The sequence below is a fragment of the Streptomyces sp. NPDC006339 genome (assembly GCF_040612775.1).
Classification (GTDB): domain Bacteria; phylum Actinomycetota; class Actinomycetes; order Streptomycetales; family Streptomycetaceae; genus Streptomyces.
The window spans coordinates 47424-69273 of the sequence record NZ_JBEXQW010000034.1 but is presented as its reverse complement, the minus strand read 5'-3'; the positions used below and the strand labels follow the sequence as shown (position 1 = coordinate 69273).

Sequence of the window (21850 nt, the reverse complement as noted above, 5' to 3'; positions counted from 1 at the left end):
ATAACCCTGCGTCGCTGTCCACTCTGTCAAACTTCACGCCCCGCTTTTGTACACATAAGGCTCATGACGGCCGGGGGGGCAACAGCGATAGGCTTTTCCCGTGATCAGCGCGATACGCCGAGGGGGCAGCGCAGCCCCCGGCTTCCGCCCGGTCCGCCACAGCGGCCGGGCCGACGGTGCGTTCGCCGATCCCCAGGGTCGGGTGGCCGAGAACCACCCGGACATCTCTCATCGCGGCATAACGTCGACTTCGACCGGTACCACCGCGTCGTGGCGTTGTGTCCTTTCTTCCACCGACGTCACGCAATGGCGCGCGACAGGAGTCAGAGGACATGCAGACCAAGCTGGACGAAGCCAAGGCCGAGCTGCTCGATCGGGCTGCCCGGGTAGCTGAGAACAGCCCGGTCGGGGGGCGACTTCCGACAGGGCCGGAGAACGGGAAGCGTCCGGACCACGCGAGCGTGCTCGACTACCTCCAGCGCTACTACCTGCACACCGCGCCCGAGGACCTCACGGACCGCGACCCCGTCGATGTGTTCGGTGCCGCCCTGTCGCACTACCGCCTCGCCGAGAACCGCCCCCAGGGCACCGCGAACGTCCGCGTCCACACCCCCACGGTGGAGGAGAACGGCTGGACCTGCAGCCACTCCGTCGTCGAGGTGGTCACCGACGACATGCCGTTCCTCGTCGACTCCGTCACCAACGAGCTGTCCCGCCAGGGCCGCGGCATCCACGTCGTGATCCACCCGCAGGTCCTCGTCCGCCGCGACGTTGCCGGCCGGCTCATCGAGGTCCTCGCCAAGCAGCTCCCCAAGGACGAGCTGCCGCACGACGCGCTCACCGAGTCCTGGATCCACGTCGAGATCGACCGCGAGACCGACAAGGCCGACCTCAAGCAGATCACCAACGACCTGCTGCGCGTCCTGTCCGACGTCCGCGAGACCGTCGAGGACTGGGAGAAGATGCGCGACGCCGCGCTGCGCATCGCCGACGGCCTGCCCGACGAGCCCACCGCCTCCGACCTGCGGCCCACCGAGGTCGAGGAGGCCCGCGAGCTGCTGCGCTGGCTCGCCGACGACCACTTCACCTTCCTCGGCTACCGCGAGTACGAGCTGGTCAACGGCGACGCCCTGGCCGCCGTCCCCGGCACCGGCCTCGGCATCCTGCGCTCCGACCCGCACCACAGCGGCGAGGACCACCACGCCCACCCCGTCTCGCCGTCCTTCAACCGGCTGCCCGCCGACGCCCGCGCCAAGGCGCGCGAGCACAAGCTGCTCATCCTGACGAAGGCCAACAGCCGCGCGACCGTCCACCGCCCCTCGTACCTCGACTACGTGGGCGTGAAGAAGTTCGACGCCGACGGCAACGTCATCGGCGAGCGCCGCTTCCTCGGCCTGTTCTCCTCGGCCGCCTACACCGAGTCCGTGCGCCGCGTCCCCGTCGTCAAGCGCAAGGTCCAGGAGGTCCTGGACGGCGCCGGCTTCTCGCCCAGCAGCCACGACGGCCGCGACCTGCTCCAGATCCTGGAGACCTACCCGCGCGACGAGCTGTTCCAGACCCCGGTCGACCAGCTCCAGGCCATCGTCACCAGCGTCCTGTACCTCCAGGAGCGGCGCCGGCTGCGGCTCTACCTGCGCCAGGACGAGTACGGCCGCTACTACTCGGCCCTCGTCTACCTGCCGCGCGACCGCTACACCACCCGCGTCCGGCTGCGGATCATCGACATCCTGAAGGAGGAGCTGAACGGCACCAGCGTCGACTTCACGGCCTGGAACACCGAGTCGATCCTCTCCCGCCTCCACTTCGTCATCCGCGTCGAGCCCGGCACCGCGCTCAGCAAGCTCACCGAGGCCGACGTCGACCGCATCGAGGCCCGGCTCGCCGACGCCGCCCGCTCCTGGTCCGACGGCTTCGCCGAGGCGCTCAACTCCGAGCTGGGCGAGGAGCGCGCCTCCGAGCTGCTGCGCCGCTACGGCAACGCCTTCCCCGAGGGCTACAAGGCCGACCACTCGCCGCGCGCCGCCGTCTCCGACCTGGTCCACCTGGAAGCCCTCGCCGACAGCGACAAGGATTTCGCGCTCTCCCTCTACGAGCCGGTCGCCTCCGGCACCGGCGAGCGCCGCTTCAAGATCTACAAGACGGGTGACCAGATCTCCCTCTCCGCCGTGCTGCCGGTCCTCAACCGGCTCGGCGTCGAGGTCACCGACGAGCGCCCGTACGAGCTGCGCTGCGCCGACCGCACCCACGCCTGGATCTACGACTTCGGCCTGCGCATGCCGCAGTCGACGGCCAACGGCGGCGACTACCTCGGCGACGACGCCCGCGAGCGCTTCCAGGAGGCATTCGCCGCCACCTGGAACGGCGAGGCCGAGAACGACAACTTCAACTCGCTCGTCCTGTCCGCCGGGCTCACCTGGCGCGAGGCGATGGTGCTGCGTGCCTACGCGAAGTACCTGCGCCAGGCCGGTTCGACGTTCAGCCAGGACTACATGGAGGACACCCTCCGCAACAACGTCCACACCACCCGGCTGCTCGTCTCCCTCTTCGAGGCCCGCATGGCCCCGGAGCGCCAGCGCGCCGGCACCGAGCTGATCGACGGGCTCCTGGAGGAGCTGGACGGCGCCCTCGACCAGGTCGCCTCCCTCGACGAGGACCGCATCCTGCGCTCCTTCCTCACCGTCATCAAGGCCACCCTGCGGACGAACTTCTTCCAGAAGGCCACGGACGGCAGGCCCCACCCCTACGTGTCGATGAAGTTCGACCCGCAGGCCATCCCCGACCTGCCGGCCCCGCGCCCCGCCTTCGAGATCTGGGTGTACTCGCCGCGCGTCGAGGGCGTCCACCTGCGCTTCGGCAAGGTCGCCCGAGGCGGCCTGCGCTGGTCCGACCGGCGTGAGGACTTCCGTACGGAGATCCTCGGCCTGGTCAAGGCGCAGATGGTGAAGAACACCGTCATCGTGCCGGTCGGCGCCAAGGGCGGCTTCGTCGCCAAGCAGCTTCCGGACCCGTCGCTCGACCGCGACGCCTGGATGGCCGAGGGCATCGCCTCGTACAAGACCTTCATCTCGGCGCTGCTCGACATCACCGACAACCTGGTCGGCGGCGAGGTCGTGCCGCCGGTCGACGTGGTCCGCCACGACGAGGACGACACCTACCTGGTCGTCGCCGCCGACAAGGGCACCGCCACCTTCTCCGACATCGCCAACGGCGTCGCGGAGTCGTACGGCTTCTGGCTCGGCGACGCCTTCGCCTCCGGCGGCTCGGCCGGCTACGACCACAAGGGCATGGGCATCACCGCCCGCGGCGCCTGGGAGTCGGTCAAGCGGCACTTCCGCGAGCTCGGCCACGACACCCAGACCGAGGACTTCACCGTCGTCGGCGTCGGCGACATGTCCGGCGACGTCTTCGGCAACGGCATGCTGCTCTCCGAGCACATCCGCCTGGTCGCGGCCTTCGACCACCGGCACATCTTCATCGACCCGAACCCGGACGCGGCCGTCTCCTACGCCGAGCGCCGCCGCCTCTTCGAGCTGCCCCGCTCGTCCTGGGCCGACTACAACACCGAGCTGCTCTCGCCCGGCGGCGGCATCCACCCCCGCACGGCCAAGTCGATCCCGGTCAACGCGCACATGCGGGCCGCCCTCGGCATCGAGGACGGCATCACCAAGATGACCCCGGCCGAGCTGATGAAGGCGATCCTCCAGTCGCCGGTCGACCTGCTGTGGAACGGCGGCATCGGCACGTACGTGAAGTCCTCCGTCGAGTCCAACGCGGACGTCGGCGACAAGGCCAACGACGCCATCCGCGTCGACGGCCAGGACGTCCGCGCCAAGGTCATCGGCGAGGGCGGCAACCTCGGCGCGACCCAGCTCGGCCGCATCGAGTTCGCCCGCTCCGGCGGACCCGCCGGCGAGGGCGGCAAGGTCAACACCGACGCCATCGACAACAGCGCCGGCGTCGACACCTCCGACCACGAGGTCAACATCAAGATCCTGCTCAACGGGCTCGTCACCGAAGGCGACATGACCGTCAAGCAGCGCAACAAGATCCTCGCGGAGATGACCGACGAGGTCGGCACGCTCGTCCTGCGGAACAACTACGCGCAGAACACCGCCCTGGCCAACGCCGTCGCCCAGTCGCCGTCCCTGCTCCACGCCCACCAGCGCTTCATGCGCCGCCTGGGCCGCGACGGGGCTCTGGACCGCTCGCTGGAGTTCCTGCCCAACGACCGGCAGATCCGCGAGCTGCTCAACGCGGGCAAGGGCCTGACGCAGCCGGAGCTCGCCGTCCTCCTCGCGTACACCAAGATCACGGTGGCCGACGAGCTGATCGGTACGGAGCTGCCGGACGACCCGTACCTGCGCGGGCTGCTCCACGCCTACTTCCCGACGCTGCTGCGCGAGCGGTTCCCCGAGGCCGTGGACCACCACCCGCTGCGCCGGGAGATCATCACCACGGTCCTGGTCAACGACACCGTCAACACCGGTGGCTCGACCTTCCTGCACCGCCTCCGCGAGGAGTCGGGCGCGTCGATCGAGGAGATCGTCCGCGCGCAGACCGCCGCCCGGGTCATCTTCCGCCTCTCCGAGGTCTGGGACGCCGTCGAGGCGCTCGACAACAAGGTCCCGGCCGAGTTCCAGACCCGGATGCGCCTGCACTCGCGCCGGCTGGTCGAGCGCGGCACCCGCTGGCTGCTCAACAACCGGCCGCAGCCGCTCCAGATCGGCGAGACCATCGACTTCTTCGCGGAGCGGGTCGAGCAGGTCTGGGAGAAGCTGCCGCAACTGCTGCGCGGCGCGGACCTGGAGTGGTACGAGTCGATCTTCGAGGAGCTGACCGCGGTCGGCGTCCCGGAGGAGCTGGCGCTGCGCGTGGCCGGTTTCTCCTCCGCCTTCCCGACGCTCGACATCGTCGCGATCGCGGACCGCGTCGGCAAGGACCCGCTGGCGGTCGCCGAGGTCTACTACGACCTGGCCGACCGGCTCCGGATCACCGACCTCATGGACCGCATCATCGAGCTGCCGCGGGCCGACCGCTGGCAGTCGATGGCCCGCGCCTCCATCCGCGAGGACCTGTTCGCGGCGCACGCCGCGCTCACCGCGGACGTCCTCGCGGTCGGCAACGGCGGCTCCACGCCCGAGGAGCGGTTCAAGGCGTGGGAGGAGAAGAACGCGGCGATCCTGGGCCGGGCGCGCACGACCCTGGAGGAGATCCAGGGCTCGGACGCCTTCGACCTGGCGAACCTGTCGGTCGCCATGCGGACGATGCGCACGCTGCTCCGTACGCATAGCTGACCGTGTTCACGGATGAGCCCCCGCCGGTGCCGACCGGCGGGGGCTCATCCTTGTGCGCTCCCGCGCGTACGGCTACGGGGTGACGGTCGACGTCCACAGGCGGCGGGCGGCCAGGAGCGCGGCGGCGAGCAGCAGCGCGTTGCGCAGCACCATGACGCCGAGCCCCTCCCAGGTGCCGGCGACGACGTCCAGGTACATGACCGGGTACGCGAGCGAGCTCAGGGCGGCGGCGGGCAGGAGCAGCAGCGCGACCGGGCGCATCACCGTGCGGCGGGAGGTCAGGCAGACGGCGGCCAGGCCGAGCAGCCAGATCATGTACTGGGGGCTGATGACCCGGCTGGTGACGGTGAAGAGCAGGACGGCGGCGAGGGCCGCGTCGAGCGGGGTGGCCTCGGTCCAGCGGTCGGCCCGCATCCGCCACAGCAGCAGCCAGATGAAGGCCAGGGCGGTCAGCAGCAGGGCGAGGTGGCCGACGGTGGAGACGTACGGGCCGACGTACTCGAAGGCGCCGTAGCGGAACCGGACCGTGCCGGGCCAGGCGCCGAGGGCCTTGGCGAGGGCCAGGGCGGTGCCGCCGAGGGACTCGATCTGGATGCCCCGGTTGCCCTGCTGGCGCAGGAAGCCGAGGGAGTCGGAGAACAGCGCCCCCAGCGTCAGGAGCAGGGCCACGACGGTGACGACGGCGGCGGTCCACGCCTCGCGGGTGGTGCGCCCGCGCGGGGTGCCGATCAGCGTCAGGGCGGGCCAGACCTTCACCAGGGCGCCGAGCCCGGCGAGCGCGCCGCCGAGCCGGTGGGCGGCGGGGGCGCGGGCCTTGAGGGCGAGCAGGGCGAGGACGGCGAGCGCGGTGGTCTGCACGTCGTACCGGGCGAGCGGGATATGCAGGAGCAGGGGGAGGCCGAGCACCCAGTACCAGGCGCCGTGGGTGAGGCGGACGCTGTCGGCGCGGGCGAGGGCGGCGGCGACGGCCAGGTCGGCGAGCAGGGTGAGGAGGACGAAGCCCTGGAAGTACGTGAGCCAGGGCAGGATCCCGGGCGACATGACGACCAGGCCGGCACCGGGCGGGTACTGCCAGGTGACGTCGCCGGGCGGGAAGGTGCCCTGCGCGAACTGGCCGTACCAGTGCCGGTAGAGCGCGTGCACCTCCCCGGCGACGCCGCCGATGCCGAGGCTGTCGCGGTACAGCAGGAGCAGCATCCCGGCGCGGGTGAGCACCCAGACGACGGCGAGCGCGAGCAGCGGCCCGCGCCCGACGGTCACGAAGGTGGCGGAGGTGAAGGTCTCCGACTCGAAGGGCGAACGGGTGAGGGACGGCGGCGCCGCCCCGGCGCGTGCGGGCACGCCCGCACCGGACCCGGGACCGGGCTCGGGACCCGGCCCTGCGGGGCTGCCGGGGTCGCGCCCCCGACCGGCGGCCGGTCCGGGGGCGGCTTCGTGCGGAGAGGGCTCGGAAGTCATCTCTCCGCACTTTAGTCATGTATGTCCCTGTTCATACGGGTCTGGGCGGCCGGTCGGGAGCCGACCGGGTGAACTCCTCGTAGGCCGCCACCACCTCACCCGCCGGCCCGTCCCTCCGCAGCGTGCCCGCCTCCAGCCAGAGCGCGCGGTCACAGGTCTCGGCGATCGTCGCGTTCGAGTGGCTGACCAGGAAGACCGTGCCCGCCTCGGCGCGCAGCTCGTCGATCCGCTCCCGGCTGCGGCGGCGGAAGGAGGCGTCGCCGGTCGCGAGGGCCTCGTCGATGAGGAGGACGTCGTGGCTGCGGGCGGCGGCGATGGAGAAGCGCAGCCGGGCGCCCATGCCGGAGGAGTAGGTGCGCATCGGGCGGGAGATGGCGTCCTCGTCCTTGTCGTTGATGCCGGAGAACGCGACGATGTCGGCGTAGCGGGCGGTGATCTCCTTGCGACTCATGCCCATCGCGAGGCCGCCCAGGATCACGTTCCGCTCCCCGGTCAGATCGCCCATCAGGGCCGCCTCGACGCCGAGCAGCGCGGGGCGGCCGCGGGTGTGGACGCGGCCCGCGCTGGTGGGCAGCAGGCCCGCGACGGCCCTCAGGAGGGTGGATTTCCCCGATCCGTTCGAACCGATCAGGCCGATCGCCTCGCCCCGGTACGCGACGAAGGAGACCCCCTTGACCGCGTGCACGGTGCGGGTGCCGCCCCGCTCGGTGTACGTGACGTGGACGCCGTCGGCGACGACCGTCGGTTCTCGTTCCTCGCTCACGCGCGGGTGCTCAGCCACGGCCGTACGCCTCCTCGGCCCGCCAGAAGAAGAGGAACCCGCCCACGAAGGCCAGTGCCGCCCAGCCGGCGGCGAGCGCCCACGCGTGGGGCGGGAGCTGGGAGCCGTGGAAGCTCTCGACCAGGGCGAAGCGCATGAGGTCGACGTACACGGCGGCGGGGTTGCACTGGAGCAGCACGATCACCGTGTGCGGCAGGTCGCGGCCGTGGGTGAGGTGGCCGAAGGACCACATGATCCCGGAGGCGTACATCCAGGAGCGCAGCACGAACGGCATCACCTGCGCGATGTCCGGAGTGCGGGCGGCCAGCCGGGCCGTCACCAGGGCGAGCCCGGCGCTGAAGAGCGTCTGGAGCGCCAGGGCGGGCACTGCGAGGAGCCAGCTCCAGCGCGGGAACTCGCCGAAGCAGAACAGGATCACCACCAGGGCGCCCAGCGAGAAGGCGAGCTGCTGGAGCTGCTGGAGCGCGAGGGCCAGGGGCAGGCTCGCGCGCGGGAAGTGCAGGGCGCGCACGAGCCCCAGGTTGCCGCTGACGGCGCGGGTGCCGGTCATGATCGTCTGCGAGGTGAAGGTCCAGGTGAAGACGCCCGTGATCAGGAACGGGACGTAGTCGGGGATCCCCCGCTGGACGTCCATGAGGACGCCGAAGACCGCGTAGTAGACGGCCGCGTTGAGCAGCGGGGTCATCACCTGCCAGACCTGGCCGAGCCGCGCCTGGCTGTACTGGGCGGTCAGCTTGGCCGTCGCGAACGCGGCGATGAAGTCGCGCCGGGACCAGAGCTGCCGTACGTACGTGGGAAGCGGGGGGCGGGCGCCGCTCACGGTGAGCCCGTGGCGCCGGGCCAGGTCGCGCAGCTCCTGGGAGGAGGGCGGCACGGGCGGCGCCGAGGTGGGCGGGGCCGGTGGGCCTGATGGGCCTGCTGGGGCGAGGGTTTCGGTCGTCACGGTCATCGCCTTCGATGGAACGGGTCCGTATCGTCGTTACGCGGACGTTAGAGTACCTCGACGTCGGAACGCAACCGTTTCGTCGTCTTGTGGGGAGTGAGCCCGCTCCTGGCTAAGATCCTGTGCATGACGACACCCTCCGGACCTTCGGGAACCCCTCGCCGCGCCCCCGCGGGAGCCGCCGTGCTCCGGGAGGACGTCACCGAGGCCATCCGCGCCGCCGTCTTCGCGGAACTGGCCGCCGTGGGCTTCGCCCGGATGTCCATCGAGGGCATCGCCCGCCGCGCCGGAGTCGGCAAGACCGCCGTCTACCGGCGCTGGAAGTCCAAGCTCTCCCTCGTCCTCGACCTCGTCGGCGCCGTCACCGTCCAGGGCCTGCCCGCCCCGGCCACCGGTTCGCTGCACGGTGACGTCCGCGCCCTCCTGGAGGTCGCCGCGCACGCCCTGCGCCACCCGGTGGCCTCGCAGGTCATCCCCGACCTGCTCGTCGAGGCGGCGCGGCATCCCGAGATCGCCGACACCCTCAAGGCCGCCCTGCTCGACCCCCAGCAGGGCGTCGTGGCCCAGGTCGTCCGCGCCGCCGTCGAGCGCGGCGAGCTGCCCGAGGGCGCCGACCCCGACCGCGCCCTCGATCTCGTGCTCGGCCCGCTGTACTGGCGGCTGGTCGTCGTCCGCACCGAGCCGCCGCAGGGCTACCCGCACTACCTCGACGACCTGGCGCGGGCGGCGGTGGCCGCCCTCACCGCGTAACAGCCCTCAGGAGACGGCTACTTCACCGCGCCCGCCATCACCCCGGACACGAACTGCCGCTGGAAGGCGAAGAAGACCAGCAGCGGGATCACCATCGACACGAAGGCGCCCGGCGCGAGGACGTCCACGTTGTTGCCGAACTGGCGGACCTGTTGCTGGAGGGCCACCGTGATCGGCGGGGACTGGGCGTCCGCGAAGATCAGCGCCACCAGCATGTCGTTCCACACCCACAGGAACTGGAAGATCCCCAGCGAGGCCAGCGCCGGGCCGCCGAGGGAGAGCACCACCCGGGCGAAGAGGCGGATCTCGCCCGCGCCGTCGAGGCGCGCCGCCTCCAGGAGCTCGCGGGGGATCTCGGCGAAGAAGTTCCGCAGCAGGAAGATCGCGAACGGCAGGCCGAAGGCCGTGTGGAACAGCACCACGCCCAGCGTGGTCTCGAAGATCCCGACCGCGCCGAACAGCTTGGAGACCGGGACCAGGGCCACCTGCACCGGGACCACGAGCAGACCCACGACCAGCAGGAACCACCAGTCCCGGCCCGGGAAGTCCAGCCAGGCGAAGGCGTAGCCGGCGAACGCGCCGATGACGACGACGAGGAGGGTGGCCGGGACGGTGATGAGGACCGTGGCGAGGAGCGAGTCGGTGATCGCCCCGTCGGACAGCAGGGACCGGTAGTTCTCCGTGGTGAGCTGCGCCGGCGCCGTGAAGACCTGCCACCAGCCGTCCGAGGCGATGTCGGACGGCGAGCGCAGCGAGGAGATCAGCAGCCCGACCGTCGGCATCAGCCAGAACAGTCCGACCAGGACGAGGACGGCACGCACCGCTCCGGAGGCGGCGCGGGAGGCGATCCGGGCGGCGAGGGCGGAGGCCCTCCGGGAGGCATTGGCGGGGGCCGGGCGGCTCATCGGCGGGTCTCCCTTCGCGTACGGCGGACTCTGCGGATGTTGACCGCCATCACCGGCAGGACGAGCAGCAGGAGCAGCACCGCGATGGCCGAGCCGACCCCCAGGTCGGCGTCGGTGCCGAAGGAGGAGCGGTACAACTGGAGCGCGAGCACGTTGGCGTCGTCCTGGGCCGAGCCCGGCGCGATGATGAAGACCAGGTCGAAGACCTTCAGGACGTTGATCATCAGGGTGACGAGGACGACGCCGAGGACCGGCGCGAGCAGCGGCACCGTGATCCTGCGGAACACCTGCCACTCGTTCGCACCGTCGACCCGCGCCGCCTCCAGGAGCTCGCGCGGCAGACCGGCGAGCCCGGCGGCGATGAGGACCATCGCGAAGCCGGCCCACATCCACACGTAACTGCCGATGATCGCCGGGGTGACGAGCGAGGGCCCGAGCCAGGACACCCCGTTGTACTGCGCGCGGAAGTTGCTCTCCGGCAGCCGCAGGAGGGCCCCGTCGGCGGCGGCCGGCAGCCGGAAGGTGCCGTCGGCGGCCGCCGTGGCGTGCGCCACGACCTTGCCGTCCTTCACCGCCTCGATCCGCAGCCCCTTCAGGCCGAGCTCCTTCGGGTCGACGATGTTGGGCTTCCCGCCGCCGCCCCGGGTGAAGTCCAGCCAGGCGGTGCCGGTGACGCCCTCGCCCTCGGGAGCGGCGGTACGCGCGGGGCGGGCGTCCTCGGGCATCTGCGCGGGCGCGACCCCGACCAGCGGCAGCAGGGCGGTCTCGCCCGTACGGACCGGGGACTCGGCGACGAACGCCCCGCCGCCCGCCGGTTTCAGCGGGTGCACGGGCAGCGGGCGGGCGCGGGGGAAGACGGACGACTCGGCGAAGGTGTCGTGCACGCCGACCCAGACCGCGTTGGCGACCCCGCGGTCCGGATCCTGCTCGTACACCAGCCGGAAGATGATGCCGGCGGCCAGCATCGAGATCGCCATCGGCATGAAGACGACCAGCTTGAACGCCGTTCCCCAGCGCACCCGTTCGGTGAGCACCGCGAAGACCAGGCCGAGGGCCGTCGCCACGGTGGGCGCGACGACCACCCAGATCAGGTTGTTGCGGACGGCGGTGCGGATGGACTCGTCCGTGAAGAGCGTGACGTAGTTGTCCAGGCCGGCGAAGGAGTCGCCGGCCTTGTCGAAGAAGGAGCGCTGCACCGAGTACCCGATCGGGTAGACGACCAGCGCGCCGAGCAGCACGAGGGCGGGGAGGAGGAAGGCCGCCGCGACGACCGCGGAACGGCGGGCGCGGGCACGGCTCGCGGGCGTGGACGCGGACCTGGGCGTCGGCGCGGGTGACGCGAGGCGGCGGCCCGGGGCGGGGGGCGTGGAGGTGCTCTGCTCGCCGGTCACCGGTCAGTCCTTGTACGCCTTGGCGGCCTCGGCCTCCAGTCTGGCCTGGGTGCCCGCGACGTCCTTCGGGTTCTTCAGGAAGTCCTGGAGCGCCTTCCACTCGCCCTTGCCGGGCGTCCCGCCGAAGGACTGCGGCATCTGGTCCGACATGTCGAAGCGGAAGTCGTCGCCCGCGCCGATCAACGACGTGGCGATCTCCCGCTGGACGTCGTTCGGGTACGCGGCCGGGTCCAGCGCCTTGTTGGGGGAGAGGAAGCCGCCCTCGGCCGCCCAGATCCGCGCCGCGTCGGGCGAGGCGAGGAAGGTCAGCAGGGCCTGCGCGCCCTTGGAGTCCTTCAGCGCCACCGCCGCGTCGCCGCCGGTCACCACCGGCGCCGTGCCGCCGTCCCCGACGGCCGGGAAGGGGAACACCTTCGCGTCCGTGCCGATCTTCGCGCCGGTCTCGGCGATGTTGATCGCGGAGAAGTCGCCCTCGAAGACCATCGCCGCCTTGGCCTGGTCGCCGCCGGTGAAGGTCTGGGTGACCGACACCGGGAACTCGGTCTGCAGCGCGCCGTTCGTGCCGCCCGCCAACAGGCTCGGCTTGCCGAACAGTTCACCGAGGGTCGTCAGGGCCCGGGCGACGGACGGGTCGGTCCACTTGAGGGTGTGCTTGGCCAACTGGTCGTACTTCTCGGGCCCCGCCTGGGAGAGATAGACGTTCTCGAACCAGTCCGTGAGGGTCCAGCCGTCCGCGCCGCCGACCGACACGGGGGTGACGCCGGAGGCGGAGATCGTCTCGGCGGTGGCGAGGAACTCCTTCCAGGTCTTCGGCTCGCTCGCGCCCGCGTTGTCGAAGGCGGCGGTGTTGTACCAGATGAGGGACTTGTTGGCGGCCTTGAAGTACACGCCGTACGGCGTGCCGTCGACCGCGCCGAGGTCCTGCCAGCCCTTCGAGTAGTTCTTGGCGAGCTGGGCCTTCGCCTCCGGGCCGAGCGGCTTGATCCACTTCTGGGCCGCGGCCTGCTGGATTGCGCCGACCTGCGGCAGCATCGCCACGTCGGGCGGGGAGCCGCCCGCGATCTTCGTGCCGAGGAAGTTCACGATCGGGTCCTGCGCGGGCACGAAGGTGACGGTCGCGCCGGTGCGCTTCTCGAACTCCTTCAGGACCTTGGTGAAGTTCTCCTGCTCGGGGCCGGTCCAGACGGCGGCGACCTCGATCCTCTCGCCCTTGAGGGACGGCAGCGACAGCCCGGAGCCGCCGCTGGACGCGCCCGTGCCGGGCTTCGTGCCACCACCGCCCTCGTCGCCGCACGCCGTCGCCGTCATGACGGCCAGCGCCGCCACGGCGATCAGTCGAAGAGTTCTGCCGTTACGCATCCGCGCCCCGCCTCTCCCGCGTCTTCCGGTCCCGTGCGCTCAGGTCTACGCCGGGTGCCCGAGCCCCGCAATACCGCCTCCCGTGTCAAGTGCGCGATCGTGATCGGCTCGTGACGTGACGTCAGGGGGTGGCGAGGTGCCGGCGGGGTGGGCGGGGCCGGGCCCGGGGCCGGCCGTCAGGCGGGTGCGGGGGAGGTCAGCGGTGGTATCCGGCCGGCGTCGACGGAACGGGCGGCGCGGTCGAGGGCGCTGGCGAGCAGGGCCAGGTCCGTCGGGCCGTTGCCCAGCTCGCGGACCGGGCGCCGGGTGGGCGGGTCGCCCATCCGCTCCCACTCCAGCGGGACGACCGTCGGCCGCAGCGTGGCCGTGCGCGGGATGCGCCCGGTGACCCGGCCGCCCTGGAACGGCGTCACCCGCCCGTCCGGATGCCCGAGCCGGCCGCGCCCCGGCTGGGGGCCCTCCGGGCCGGGCGCGGCGGGCGGCGGGTCGAGGACGATCCGCAGCCGCGCGCCGTGCGCCAGCTCCGTGTCCGCCGTACGGTCCGGCCGCGCCGAGGTCGCGACCAGATGCACCCCGAGCCGCGCCCCGTGGCGCGCGACCGCCTCCAGGGCCCGCACCACGGATCCGGCCGCGGGCCGCCCGGGGGAGCCGAGCGCGGGTGCCACCAGCGCGTCGTAGTCGTCCACGAGCACGACGAGCCGCGGCAGCGCGCCCGCCCCCTCGCCCGCGGGGCCGCTCCGGGCCCCCGGCACCTGCGGGTCCGGCCCGTCGGCCGGGCCGCCGTCCGCACGGCCGGAGTCGGTGCGGCCCGTGTCGGTGCGCAGGGTACGGCTGCTGGCCCGGTCGCCGAGCGGGTCGGAACCGGGCGGCGGGGTACTGCGGTACGAGGGTCCGCCGGTCGGGTCGTACACGGCACCGGACGGCGTGCGATAGGTCCGTCCGCTGGGGCGGTCGCCGAGGAGGTCGGAGCCGGGGGCGGGGGTGCGGTCGGGGGCGGTGCCGGGGCGGTAGGCGCGGCCGCTGGGGCGGTCACCGAGGAGGTCGGAGCCCGGCGGCGGAGTGCGGTCGGGCGCGGGGGCGGTGCCGGGGCGGTGGGCGCGGCCGCTGGGGCGGTCGCCGAGGAGGTCGGAGCCGGGGGCGGGGGTGCGGTCGGTCGCGGGGGCGGTGCCGGGGCGGTAGGCGCGTCCGCTGGGGCGGTCACCGAGCAGGTCGGAGCCCGGCGGCGGGGTGCGGTCGGTGAGGGGCGTCGTCGCCGGTCTGGGCAGGCGGCCGCTGGGGGTGTCGCCGACCGCGCCGTCCGTCGCCACGCGCAGGGTGCGGCCGCTCGGCCGGTCGCCGAGGAGTTCGGAGCCGGGCGGCGGGGTGCGCTCGCCGGCGGTCCCCGTCCCGGAGCCGGTCCCGGGACCGGAGGCGTACGCGGTGCCGCCCCAGGAGCCGGCGCCCGCGCCCGCGCTCGTACCCGCGCCCGCTCCCGCGCCGACGGCCGTACTCGCGGCGGGTCTCGCCGCGCGGCCGCTGCCGCCGTCGGTCAGGTCCGCCGCGCCGGTGCGGGCGTCCGGGACGCGGGCGACGGCGCGCGCGGCGGCCGGGACGGACTCGGCGGCGCTCGCGGTGCGCTGGCCGATCAGGCGGCCCGAGCGGCGGTCCGCGAAGTGGGTGTCGCCGAGGAGCTCGGCGCGGCGCTTCAGCTCGGCGCCCAGTGCCTGGGCGAACTCCCGCATCCGGACGGGATCGGAGGCGACCAGGTGCTCGGTGACGTGCGGCAGCTCCGTACAGGCCGCGAGGCCCTCGCCGCGCTCCCCGCCCGCGCCGTCGACCAGGAGCAGGCCGAGCCGGTCGGGGCGGCCGCCGGCCGCGAGGGAGGCGGCGACGGAGCGCAGCAGCTCCGTGCGGCCGCTGCCCGCCGGGCCCTCGATCAGCAGGTGCGGGCCCTCCTTCGTGAGGTCGACCGCGACCGGCCCGCGCGGTCCGGCGCCCAGGACGGCCGTGCCGTCGGACGAGGAGGCCCAGCGGGCCATCAGGGACGCGGGCGTGGCCCGGGCCAGGCCCAGCTCGTCGAGGAGCCGGGCCGACGGGGGCAGCGCGGCGGCGGCCCGCCCGTGCCCGGTGCCGCCGGCCGTCTCCGTGCGCAAGGGGGCGAGGGCCCGACCGAACCGGTCGGCCCAGGCCACCGACACCGCGTCCACCACGCCGACCGTGCCGTGTCCCGCGGCCCGGCCGCCGACCGTCCGCAGCAGCCGCAGCGCGGTCGCCACGTCTCCGCTGAGCAGCGCCGCGGCCCCGCACTCGCGGAAGGCGACGGAGGCCGCGCACGCCTCCTCGTAGGTCGCCGCGACGGGCGAGGCGGGGGAGGCGGAGGGCGCCTCCGCCAGGCAGATCAGATGGATGCCGGCCGCGGCGCCCGCGCCGGCGAGCCGGGCCGCCGTCTCGCGCAGCGCGGCGGAGCCGGGGTCGCCGTCGAGGACCACGACCGTCACGGGCCCGTCGTGGCGCGCGGCGGCCTCGGCGACCTGCGCCCGCTCGGCGCTGGCCCAGCCGGGGCCGAGCGGGCCGTCGTCCAGGCGGCGGGTGAGCTCGGTCAGCCGGGCGTGCGCCTGGTCGCGGTCGTAGGCGAGGAGCAGCCGGCAGTCCTGGCCGTGCGCGGGCCGCACGTGCGGGAGCCAGCCGAGCCAGCCCCAGGCCCGTCGCCGCTCGTCGAGCGGACGGTTCCGGTCGGCGCTGACCAGCACGATCTCCAGGTCGCCGGGGGAGTGCAGGGCGGCGAGCTGGGCCACCACCGAGCGGGCGAGCCCGGCCAGGCGCGGCGCGGGCCCGGCGAGGCCGAGGGAGCCGGCCTCGCGCAGCCCGACCGTGACGGGCACTCCGGACAGCTCGGCCCGGTCCGTCGTGCCGAGCCGGACGACGAGGGCCTCGGGGTGGTCGAGGTCCCGCTCCCACAGGCGCGGGCCGGGGCCGAGCGCGGTGAGCAGGACGGCGGCCGGGTCCGGCCAACTGTCGGGCGAGGCGCCGGGGCCGCCGCAGGACGAGGCGGCGTCGGACCGGGAGCCCGAGAAGGCCGGGACGGGGGCCACGCCGTACTCGGACGAGGCCGCCGTCTCCTCCCGGCCGCCCGCGAGCCGCCGGGCCCAGGCGCCGAGGCCGCGGCGGCGGGTCTGCCGGGTCCTGCTGTGGGCCTCGATCTCGCCCTCGGGCTCGCCGGACTCCTCCGCGCGCGCGTGCCCGTCGCCGGGGGCCGGGGCCGGGGCGGTCCGGGCGCCGTGGCCGCCGCCGTGGGTCGCGTCCGAGGCGTGAGCCGTCTCGTAGGGCGGCGCGTACGCCCCGGCGCCCGCGCCCCCGCCCGTCCGTGCGCCCGCGCCGGGTCCCGTACCCGCGCCGAGGCCGCTACCGGGTCCCGTACCGCTGTCCGGGGCCAGGGAGGCGCCTGGGGCCGCACCGGCGCCCGTCGCGCCGCCCCCGCCGTGCCCGCCGGCCTCGGCGGGGCGCGTCACGCGCAGATGGCCCTCGCCGTCCGGCGCGGTGGGGAGCGGCTGTTCGGATCCGCCCGGCCCGGCACCGGTCCCGGTGCCCGGCGCGGTCAGGCGCAGGGCGGACTCGCCGACCCGCAGGAGCGCTCCGGGCGGGAAGCGGACGGGCTGGGGGCCGACCGGGACGCCGTCGAGGGTCGTGCCGTTCGTGGAGCCCTGGTCCGTGACGGTGACGCGGCCGTCCGCGCCCACCGTGACCGTGCAGTGCGAGCGGGAGACGTCCGGGTCGTCGAGCGGCACGTCGGCGTCCACGGAACGGCCGATCCTGATCGCCCCGCCGTGCAGCAGGTGCACACCGCCCGCGTCGGGCCCGGCCACCACGTGGAGCCGGGCCGGGGCGCCCTCGCCGACGCCGTCGTCCGCGCCGGGCACCTGGAGGGAGAGCACGGCCCCGTCGACCAGCGGCGGCTCGCCGAGCAGACAGCGGCGGGTGTCGAGCCGCTCCCCGCCCGCGTAGAGCACGGTGGTCCCGGAGGAGGAGGTGTCGGGGCCGGAGACGGCCGCGGCGAGCGAGGAGGCCACGGCGGCCAGCTCGGTCCCGGCGGGGGCGGTGACGAGCACGTCGCAGGCGCGCCCGAGGCCGTGGCCGGCGTGCGGCGCGAGGACGGTCAGCCGGATCTGCATCGCCGTCAGCGGTCCCTTCTGCGCGGCGCGCCCGGCAGGGGAATCGCCCACTCGCTCCCCCCACCCGGCACGGACGCGTCGTCCGGTACAGGTCGGCACGGTGCGGGGGCTCCCGACCCCCGACACGACGTGCTGTACGCATCCTCGCACCTGCCACTGACAACCCGCCCGCGGGTCGCCCAGAAGTGATCTTGTTCGATCGTCTCTCGACGTGAAAACGCCTGGTTGCGTATGTCTCGCGTCGCTTCCGGCAACCTCCGGCGCGCGCCCGGCGTCTCCTTTTCGGACACGAAGAGTGTCGGAATCGGCCTTCCTGGGGACGGTCGACGACCCGTTCGGCGGCACTAAAGTGGGTCGGACACCCGGACGGGTCACAGAACAAACAGATACGCAGAGAACACACGGGAACCCCGGGGACCCTCCACGTACCACCCCAGGACCACGATCAGCAGGGAGCGCGTGACGTGCGGCCTATCGGCAGCAAGTACCTGCTCGAGGAGCCGCTCGGCCGCGGCGCCACGGGCACCGTCTGGCGAGCCCGCCAGCGGGAGACGGCCGGTGCCGAGGCGGCCGTGCCCGGCCAGCCCGGCGAGACCGTCGCGATCAAGGTCCTCAAGGAGGAGCTGGCCAACGACGCGGACATCGTGATGCGCTTCCTGCGCGAGCGCTCCGTGCTCCTGCGGCTCACCCACCCCAACATCGTGCGCACCCGCGACCTCGTCGTGGAGGGCGACGTCCTCGCCCTGGTCATGGACCTCGTCGAGGGCCCCGACCTGCACCGCTACATCCGCGAGAGCGGCCCGCTCACCCCGGTCGCCGCCGCCCTGCTCACCGCGCAGATCGCCGACGCCCTCGCCGCGAGCCACGCCGACGGCGTGGTCCACCGCGACCTCAAGCCGGCCAACGTGCTGCTCGCCGAGCGGGACGGCGCCATGTTCCCGATGCTCACCGACTTCGGCATCGCGCGCCTGGCCGACTCCCCGGGCCTCACCCGCACCCACGAGTTCGTCGGCACCCCCGCGTACGTCGCGCCCGAGTCCGCCGAGGGCCGCCCGCAGACCTCCGCCGTCGACATCTACGGCGCCGGCATCCTGCTCTACGAGCTGGTCACCGGCCGCCCGCCGTTCGCCGGCGGCACCGCGCTCGAGGTCCTCCACCGCCACCTGAGCGAGGAGCCGCGCCGCCCCTCCACCGTGCCCGGCCCGCTGTGGACGGTGATAGAGCGCTGCCTCAGCAAGGACCCGGACCGGCGGCCGAGCGCCGAGAACCTGGCCCGCGGCCTGCGCACCGTCGCCGCCGGCATCGGCGTGCACGCGAGCCCCGCCCAGATCGAGGCCGCCGACGGCGTCGGCGCGCTGCTCGCCCCCGACCCGGCCCCGGCGCCCGTGCCGGAGACCCCCGGTGTCGACCCCGCCGGCGCCACCCAGGTGCTGCCCAGCGGTTCCGGCGCCCCCCGGCCCCCGCAGTACGACCCGGCCGCGCCGACCAGCGTCATGCCGACCAGCGGCCCGGCCGGCGCCTCCGACCCGACCTCGGTGCTCCCCGCCACGGGGGCCGCCGACCCGACCGCGGTCATGCCGCCCGTACCGGACGGCCCGCCGGAGGAGCAGCCGCACCCCTGGCAGTCCCAGTTGCGCGCGGCCCGCGACCGCAACGAGCAGACGCAGGTGCAGTACCTGGACCCGAGCCAGGACCCGCTGCGCCGCCGCCCGCAGCGCCAGCCGCAGCCGCAGCAGTACCCGCAGCGTCCGCCGCAGGCCCCGCCGCCGCACCAGCCCCAGCCGTACCAGCAGCAGCGGCAGCAGCCCCAGCCGTACGCCCCGCAGCCGCCCCAGCGGCAGCAGTACGCTCCCCAGCCGCAGCAGCAGTACGTGCCTCCGCAGCCGCCGCCGCAGGCTCCGGCGCCCGCCCCGGCCCCGCGCGAGCCGCGGCCGCCGCGTCAGCGCAGCGCCAACCCGATGCGCATCCCGGGCCTGGGCTGCCTCAAGGGCTGCCTGTTCACGGTCCTGCTGTTCGTGATCGCCGGCTGGCTCATCTGGGAGCTCACCCCGCTCCAGGACTGGGTCGCCCAGGGCAAGGGCTACTGGGAGGCGATCGGCGACGGGATCTCCTCGTTCACCGACTGGGTCTCCTCGCTGGCCGACAGCGCGAACACGGGTGCTACCGGCGGTACGGGGCAGTAGCGGACGGCCACGGCATCGATTTGTCGACTTCCGAGGGGTGATTTCCCCTCGGAAGTGCCGGTCGGCACCTTCGGACGCGTAACTTTGACGCGAACCGCAGCGCTGAGGGAGCAGTCTTGGCACGGAATATCGGCAGCCGCTACACGGCCCACCAGATCCTCGGGCGGGGCAGCGCCGGCACGGTGTGGCTCGGCGAGGGCCCCGAGGGCCCCGTCGCCATCAAGCTGCTGCGCGAGGACCTCGCCGCCGACCAGGAGCTCGTCGGCCGCTTCGTCCAGGAGCGCACCGCCCTGCTCGGACTCGACCACCCGCACGTCGTCTCCGTCCGCGACCTCGTCGTCGACGGCAACGACCTCGCCCTCGTCATGGACCTCGTCCGCGGCACCGACCTGCGCACCCGCCTCGACCGCGAGCGCCGGCTCGCGCCCGAGGCCGCCGTCGCGATCATCGCCGACGTCGCCGACGGCCTCGCCGTCGCCCACAAGGCCGGCGTCGTCCACCGGGACGTCAAGCCCGAGAACATCCTGCTCGACATGGAGGGCCCGCTCGGCCCCGGCGGCGCCCACCCGGCGCTGCTCACCGACTTCGGCGTCGCCAAGCTCATCGACACGCCGGGCCGCACCAAAGCCACCCGGATCATCGGCACCCCCGACTACCTCGCCCCCGAGATCGTCGAAGGACTGCCGCCCCGCGCCGCCGTCGACATCTACGCCCTCGCGACCGTCCTGTACGAGCTGCTGGCCGGCTTCACCCCGTTCGGCGGCGGCCACCCCGGCGCCGTACTGCGCCGCCACGTCACCGAGACCGTCGTCCCGCTGCCCGGCATCCCCGAGGAGCTGTGGCAGCTCATCGTCCAGTGCCTCGCCAAGGCCCCCGCCTCCCGGCTGCGCGCCTCGGAGCTCGCGACCCGGCTCCGGGACGTGCTGCCCACGCTCAAGGGCATCCCGCCGCTCGACGTGGACGAGCCGGACGCGGACCCGGCGGCGGAGCCGTCGTACGAGGAGGACCCGTACCCCACCGGTACGGGCCCGGGGGAGCCCGCCCCGCGCCGGGCCGCCGTCCCCCTCGTCCCCGGCGCCTCCACCGACTCCAACCGCGACACCCACACCTCCATGCGGGTCCCGGCCCCCGACGAACTCTCCGGCGGCCCCCTCGGCACCGCCCGCGCCCCGCGCCCGGCGGGCGCCCGCCGCCCCGGCTCGGCCCGCCACAAGGCCGACGCCGTCCGCAAGCGCCGGATCACCCTCACCGTCGCCGCGGTCGTGATCGCGGGCGCGCTGGGCGCGGGCGGCTACCTGGCGTCGTCCGGCGACGGCGAGGCGCCGCCCCAGGACTCGAAGACGTCCTCGCAGCCGTAGAGGCAAGGGGGCCGCCCGGGATCGCGCCGCGCGGAGGGCGCGGGCGGCTCCGGAGGGGGCGCTCGCGGTGGCGGGTCCGGGTGCTTGCGCGGAGCCGTTACGCTGGACGCGTGGCAGTCGTCGATGTATCCGAAGAGCTGAAGTCCCTCTCCTCGACCATGGGGTCGATCGAGGCCGTCCTGGACCTCGACAAGATGAGGGCAGACATCGCCCTGCTCGAAGAGCAGGCCGCGGCCCCGTCCCTGTGGGACGACCCGGAGGCGGCGCAGAAGATCACGAGCAAGCTTTCGCACCTCCAGGCCGAGGTGCGCAAGGCCGAGGCCCTGCGCGGCCGGATCGACGACCTCGCGGTCCTCTTCGAGCTCGCCGAGGAGATGGACGACGCGGACACCCGGGCCGAGGCCGAGGCCGAGCTCACGTCCGTCCGCAAGGCCCTGGACGAGATGGAGGTCCGCACCCTCCTCTCCGGCGAGTACGACGAGCGCGAGGCGCTGGTCAACATCCGCGCCGAGGCCGGCGGCGTCGACGCCTCCGACTTCGCCGAGCGCCTCCAGCGCATGTACCTGCGCTGGGCCGAGCGCCACGGCTACTCCACGGAGGTCTACGAGACCTCGTACGCGGAGGAGGCCGGCATCAAGTCGACCACCTTCGTGGTCAAGGCCCCCTACGCCTACGGCACCCTCTCCGTCGAGCAGGGCACCCACCGCCTGGTCCGCATCTCGCCCTTCGACAACCAGGGCCGCCGCCAGACCTCCTTCGCCGGCGTCGAGATCCTCCCGGTCGTCGAGCAGTCCGACCACGTGGACATCGACGAGTCGGAGCTGCGCATCGACGTCTACCGCGCGTCCGGCCCCGGCGGCCAGGGCGTCAACACCACCGACTCGGCGGTGCGCATCACGCACATCCCGACCGGCATCGTGGTCTCCTGCCAGAACGAGCGCTCCCAGATCCAGAACAAGGCGAGCGCCATGAACGTCCTCCAGGCCAAGCTCCTCGAGCGACAGCGCCAGGAGGAGCGCGCCAAGATGGACGCCCTGAAGGGCGACGGCGGCAGCTCCTGGGGCAACCAGATGCGCTCGTACGTCCTGCACCCGTACCAGATGGTCAAGGACCTCCGTACGGAGTTCGAGGTCGGCAACCCGCAGGCCGTCCTGGACGGCGAGATCGACGGCTTCCTGGAGGCGGGCATCCGCTGGCGCAAGCAGCAGGAGCAGACGCAGTAACGGTGGCCGCCTCTCCGGCACCCGTACCCGGGCCCCGCTCACCGCACGAGGTGGGCG

General features: G+C 73.7%; 12 protein-coding genes. 5 read left to right on the top strand and 7 right to left on the bottom strand.

What is annotated here, in order from left to right:
- Nucleotides 1-332 precede the first annotated feature (332 nt).
- Nucleotides 333-5294 carry an NAD-glutamate dehydrogenase gene (locus ABZ135_RS25845; RefSeq protein WP_356698639.1) on the top strand — a complete coding sequence of 1654 codons (4962 nt, stop codon included), beginning with the start codon at nucleotides 333-335 and terminating at the stop codon, nucleotides 5292-5294.
- Between the two features lie 72 nt (nucleotides 5295-5366).
- On the opposite strand, the gene ABZ135_RS25840 is transcribed toward ABZ135_RS25845, so the two are convergent.
- The 3 genes from ABZ135_RS25840 to ABZ135_RS25830 all read right to left on the bottom strand — a co-directional run bounded on the left by ABZ135_RS25840 (nucleotide 5367) and on the right by ABZ135_RS25830 (nucleotide 8482).
- The gene (locus ABZ135_RS25840; RefSeq protein ID WP_356698659.1) at nucleotides 5367-6554 is read right to left on the bottom strand and encodes a glycosyltransferase 87 family protein; all 1188 of its coding nucleotides are present in this window, start codon (nucleotides 6552-6554) and stop codon (nucleotides 5367-5369) included.
- A 229-nt stretch (nucleotides 6555-6783) separates the two neighbouring features.
- Nucleotides 6784-7533 (bottom strand): ABC transporter ATP-binding protein, encoded by a 750-nt coding sequence (locus tag ABZ135_RS25835; RefSeq protein WP_356698638.1) that lies wholly within the window; start codon nucleotides 7531-7533, stop codon nucleotides 6784-6786.
- Nucleotides 7526-8482, bottom strand: a complete 957-nt coding sequence (locus ABZ135_RS25830) for an ABC transporter permease (RefSeq protein WP_356698637.1) — start codon at nucleotides 8480-8482, stop codon at nucleotides 7526-7528. The genes ABZ135_RS25835 and ABZ135_RS25830 overlap by 8 nt, the downstream gene beginning before the upstream one ends.
- 120 nt (nucleotides 8483-8602) lie before the next feature.
- Between ABZ135_RS25830 and ABZ135_RS25825 the strand changes: the two genes are divergently transcribed.
- Nucleotides 8603-9226, top strand: coding sequence for a TetR/AcrR family transcriptional regulator (locus tag ABZ135_RS25825; RefSeq protein ID WP_356698636.1), 624 nt, complete (start codon nucleotides 8603-8605; stop codon nucleotides 9224-9226).
- A gap of 17 nt (nucleotides 9227-9243) precedes the next feature.
- Here the strand turns inward: ABZ135_RS25825 and ABZ135_RS25820 are convergent, their stop codons facing one another.
- The 4 genes from ABZ135_RS25820 to ABZ135_RS25805 form a co-directional block, all read right to left on the bottom strand.
- Nucleotides 9244-10131, bottom strand: a complete 888-nt coding sequence (locus ABZ135_RS25820; RefSeq protein ID WP_356698635.1) for a carbohydrate ABC transporter permease — start codon at nucleotides 10129-10131, stop codon at nucleotides 9244-9246.
- Nucleotides 10128-11369 (bottom strand): sugar ABC transporter permease, encoded by a 1242-nt coding sequence (locus tag ABZ135_RS25815; protein WP_356698658.1) that lies wholly within the window; start codon nucleotides 11367-11369, stop codon nucleotides 10128-10130. The genes ABZ135_RS25820 and ABZ135_RS25815 overlap by 4 nt, the downstream gene beginning before the upstream one ends.
- 156 nt (nucleotides 11370-11525) lie before the next feature.
- A complete protein-coding gene (locus ABZ135_RS25810; RefSeq protein WP_356698634.1) occupies nucleotides 11526-12881 on the bottom strand; it encodes an ABC transporter substrate-binding protein in 1356 nt (451 codons plus the stop codon).
- A gap of 176 nt (nucleotides 12882-13057) precedes the next feature.
- The gene (locus ABZ135_RS25805) at nucleotides 13058-17029 is read right to left on the bottom strand and encodes an FHA domain-containing protein (protein ID WP_356698657.1); all 3972 of its coding nucleotides are present in this window, start codon (nucleotides 17027-17029) and stop codon (nucleotides 13058-13060) included.
- A gap of 464 nt (nucleotides 17030-17493) precedes the next feature.
- On the opposite strand from ABZ135_RS25805, the gene ABZ135_RS25800 reads away from it, so the two are divergent.
- From ABZ135_RS25800 to prfB, 3 genes are all read left to right on the top strand, one after another.
- Nucleotides 17494-19212 carry a protein kinase gene (locus ABZ135_RS25800; RefSeq protein ID WP_356698633.1) on the top strand — a complete coding sequence of 573 codons (1719 nt, stop codon included), beginning with the start codon at nucleotides 17494-17496 and terminating at the stop codon, nucleotides 19210-19212.
- A 116-nt stretch (nucleotides 19213-19328) separates the two neighbouring features.
- On the top strand, nucleotides 19329-20570 hold the full coding sequence (locus ABZ135_RS25795; protein ID WP_356698632.1) for a serine/threonine-protein kinase: 1242 nt from the start codon (nucleotides 19329-19331) through the stop codon (nucleotides 20568-20570).
- 110 nt (nucleotides 20571-20680) lie between these two features.
- Complete coding sequence (gene prfB, locus ABZ135_RS25790; protein ID WP_356698631.1) at nucleotides 20681-21793, top strand: peptide chain release factor 2; 1113 nt, start codon at nucleotides 20681-20683, stop codon at nucleotides 21791-21793.
- The last annotated feature ends 57 nt before the right edge of the window (nucleotides 21794-21850 follow it).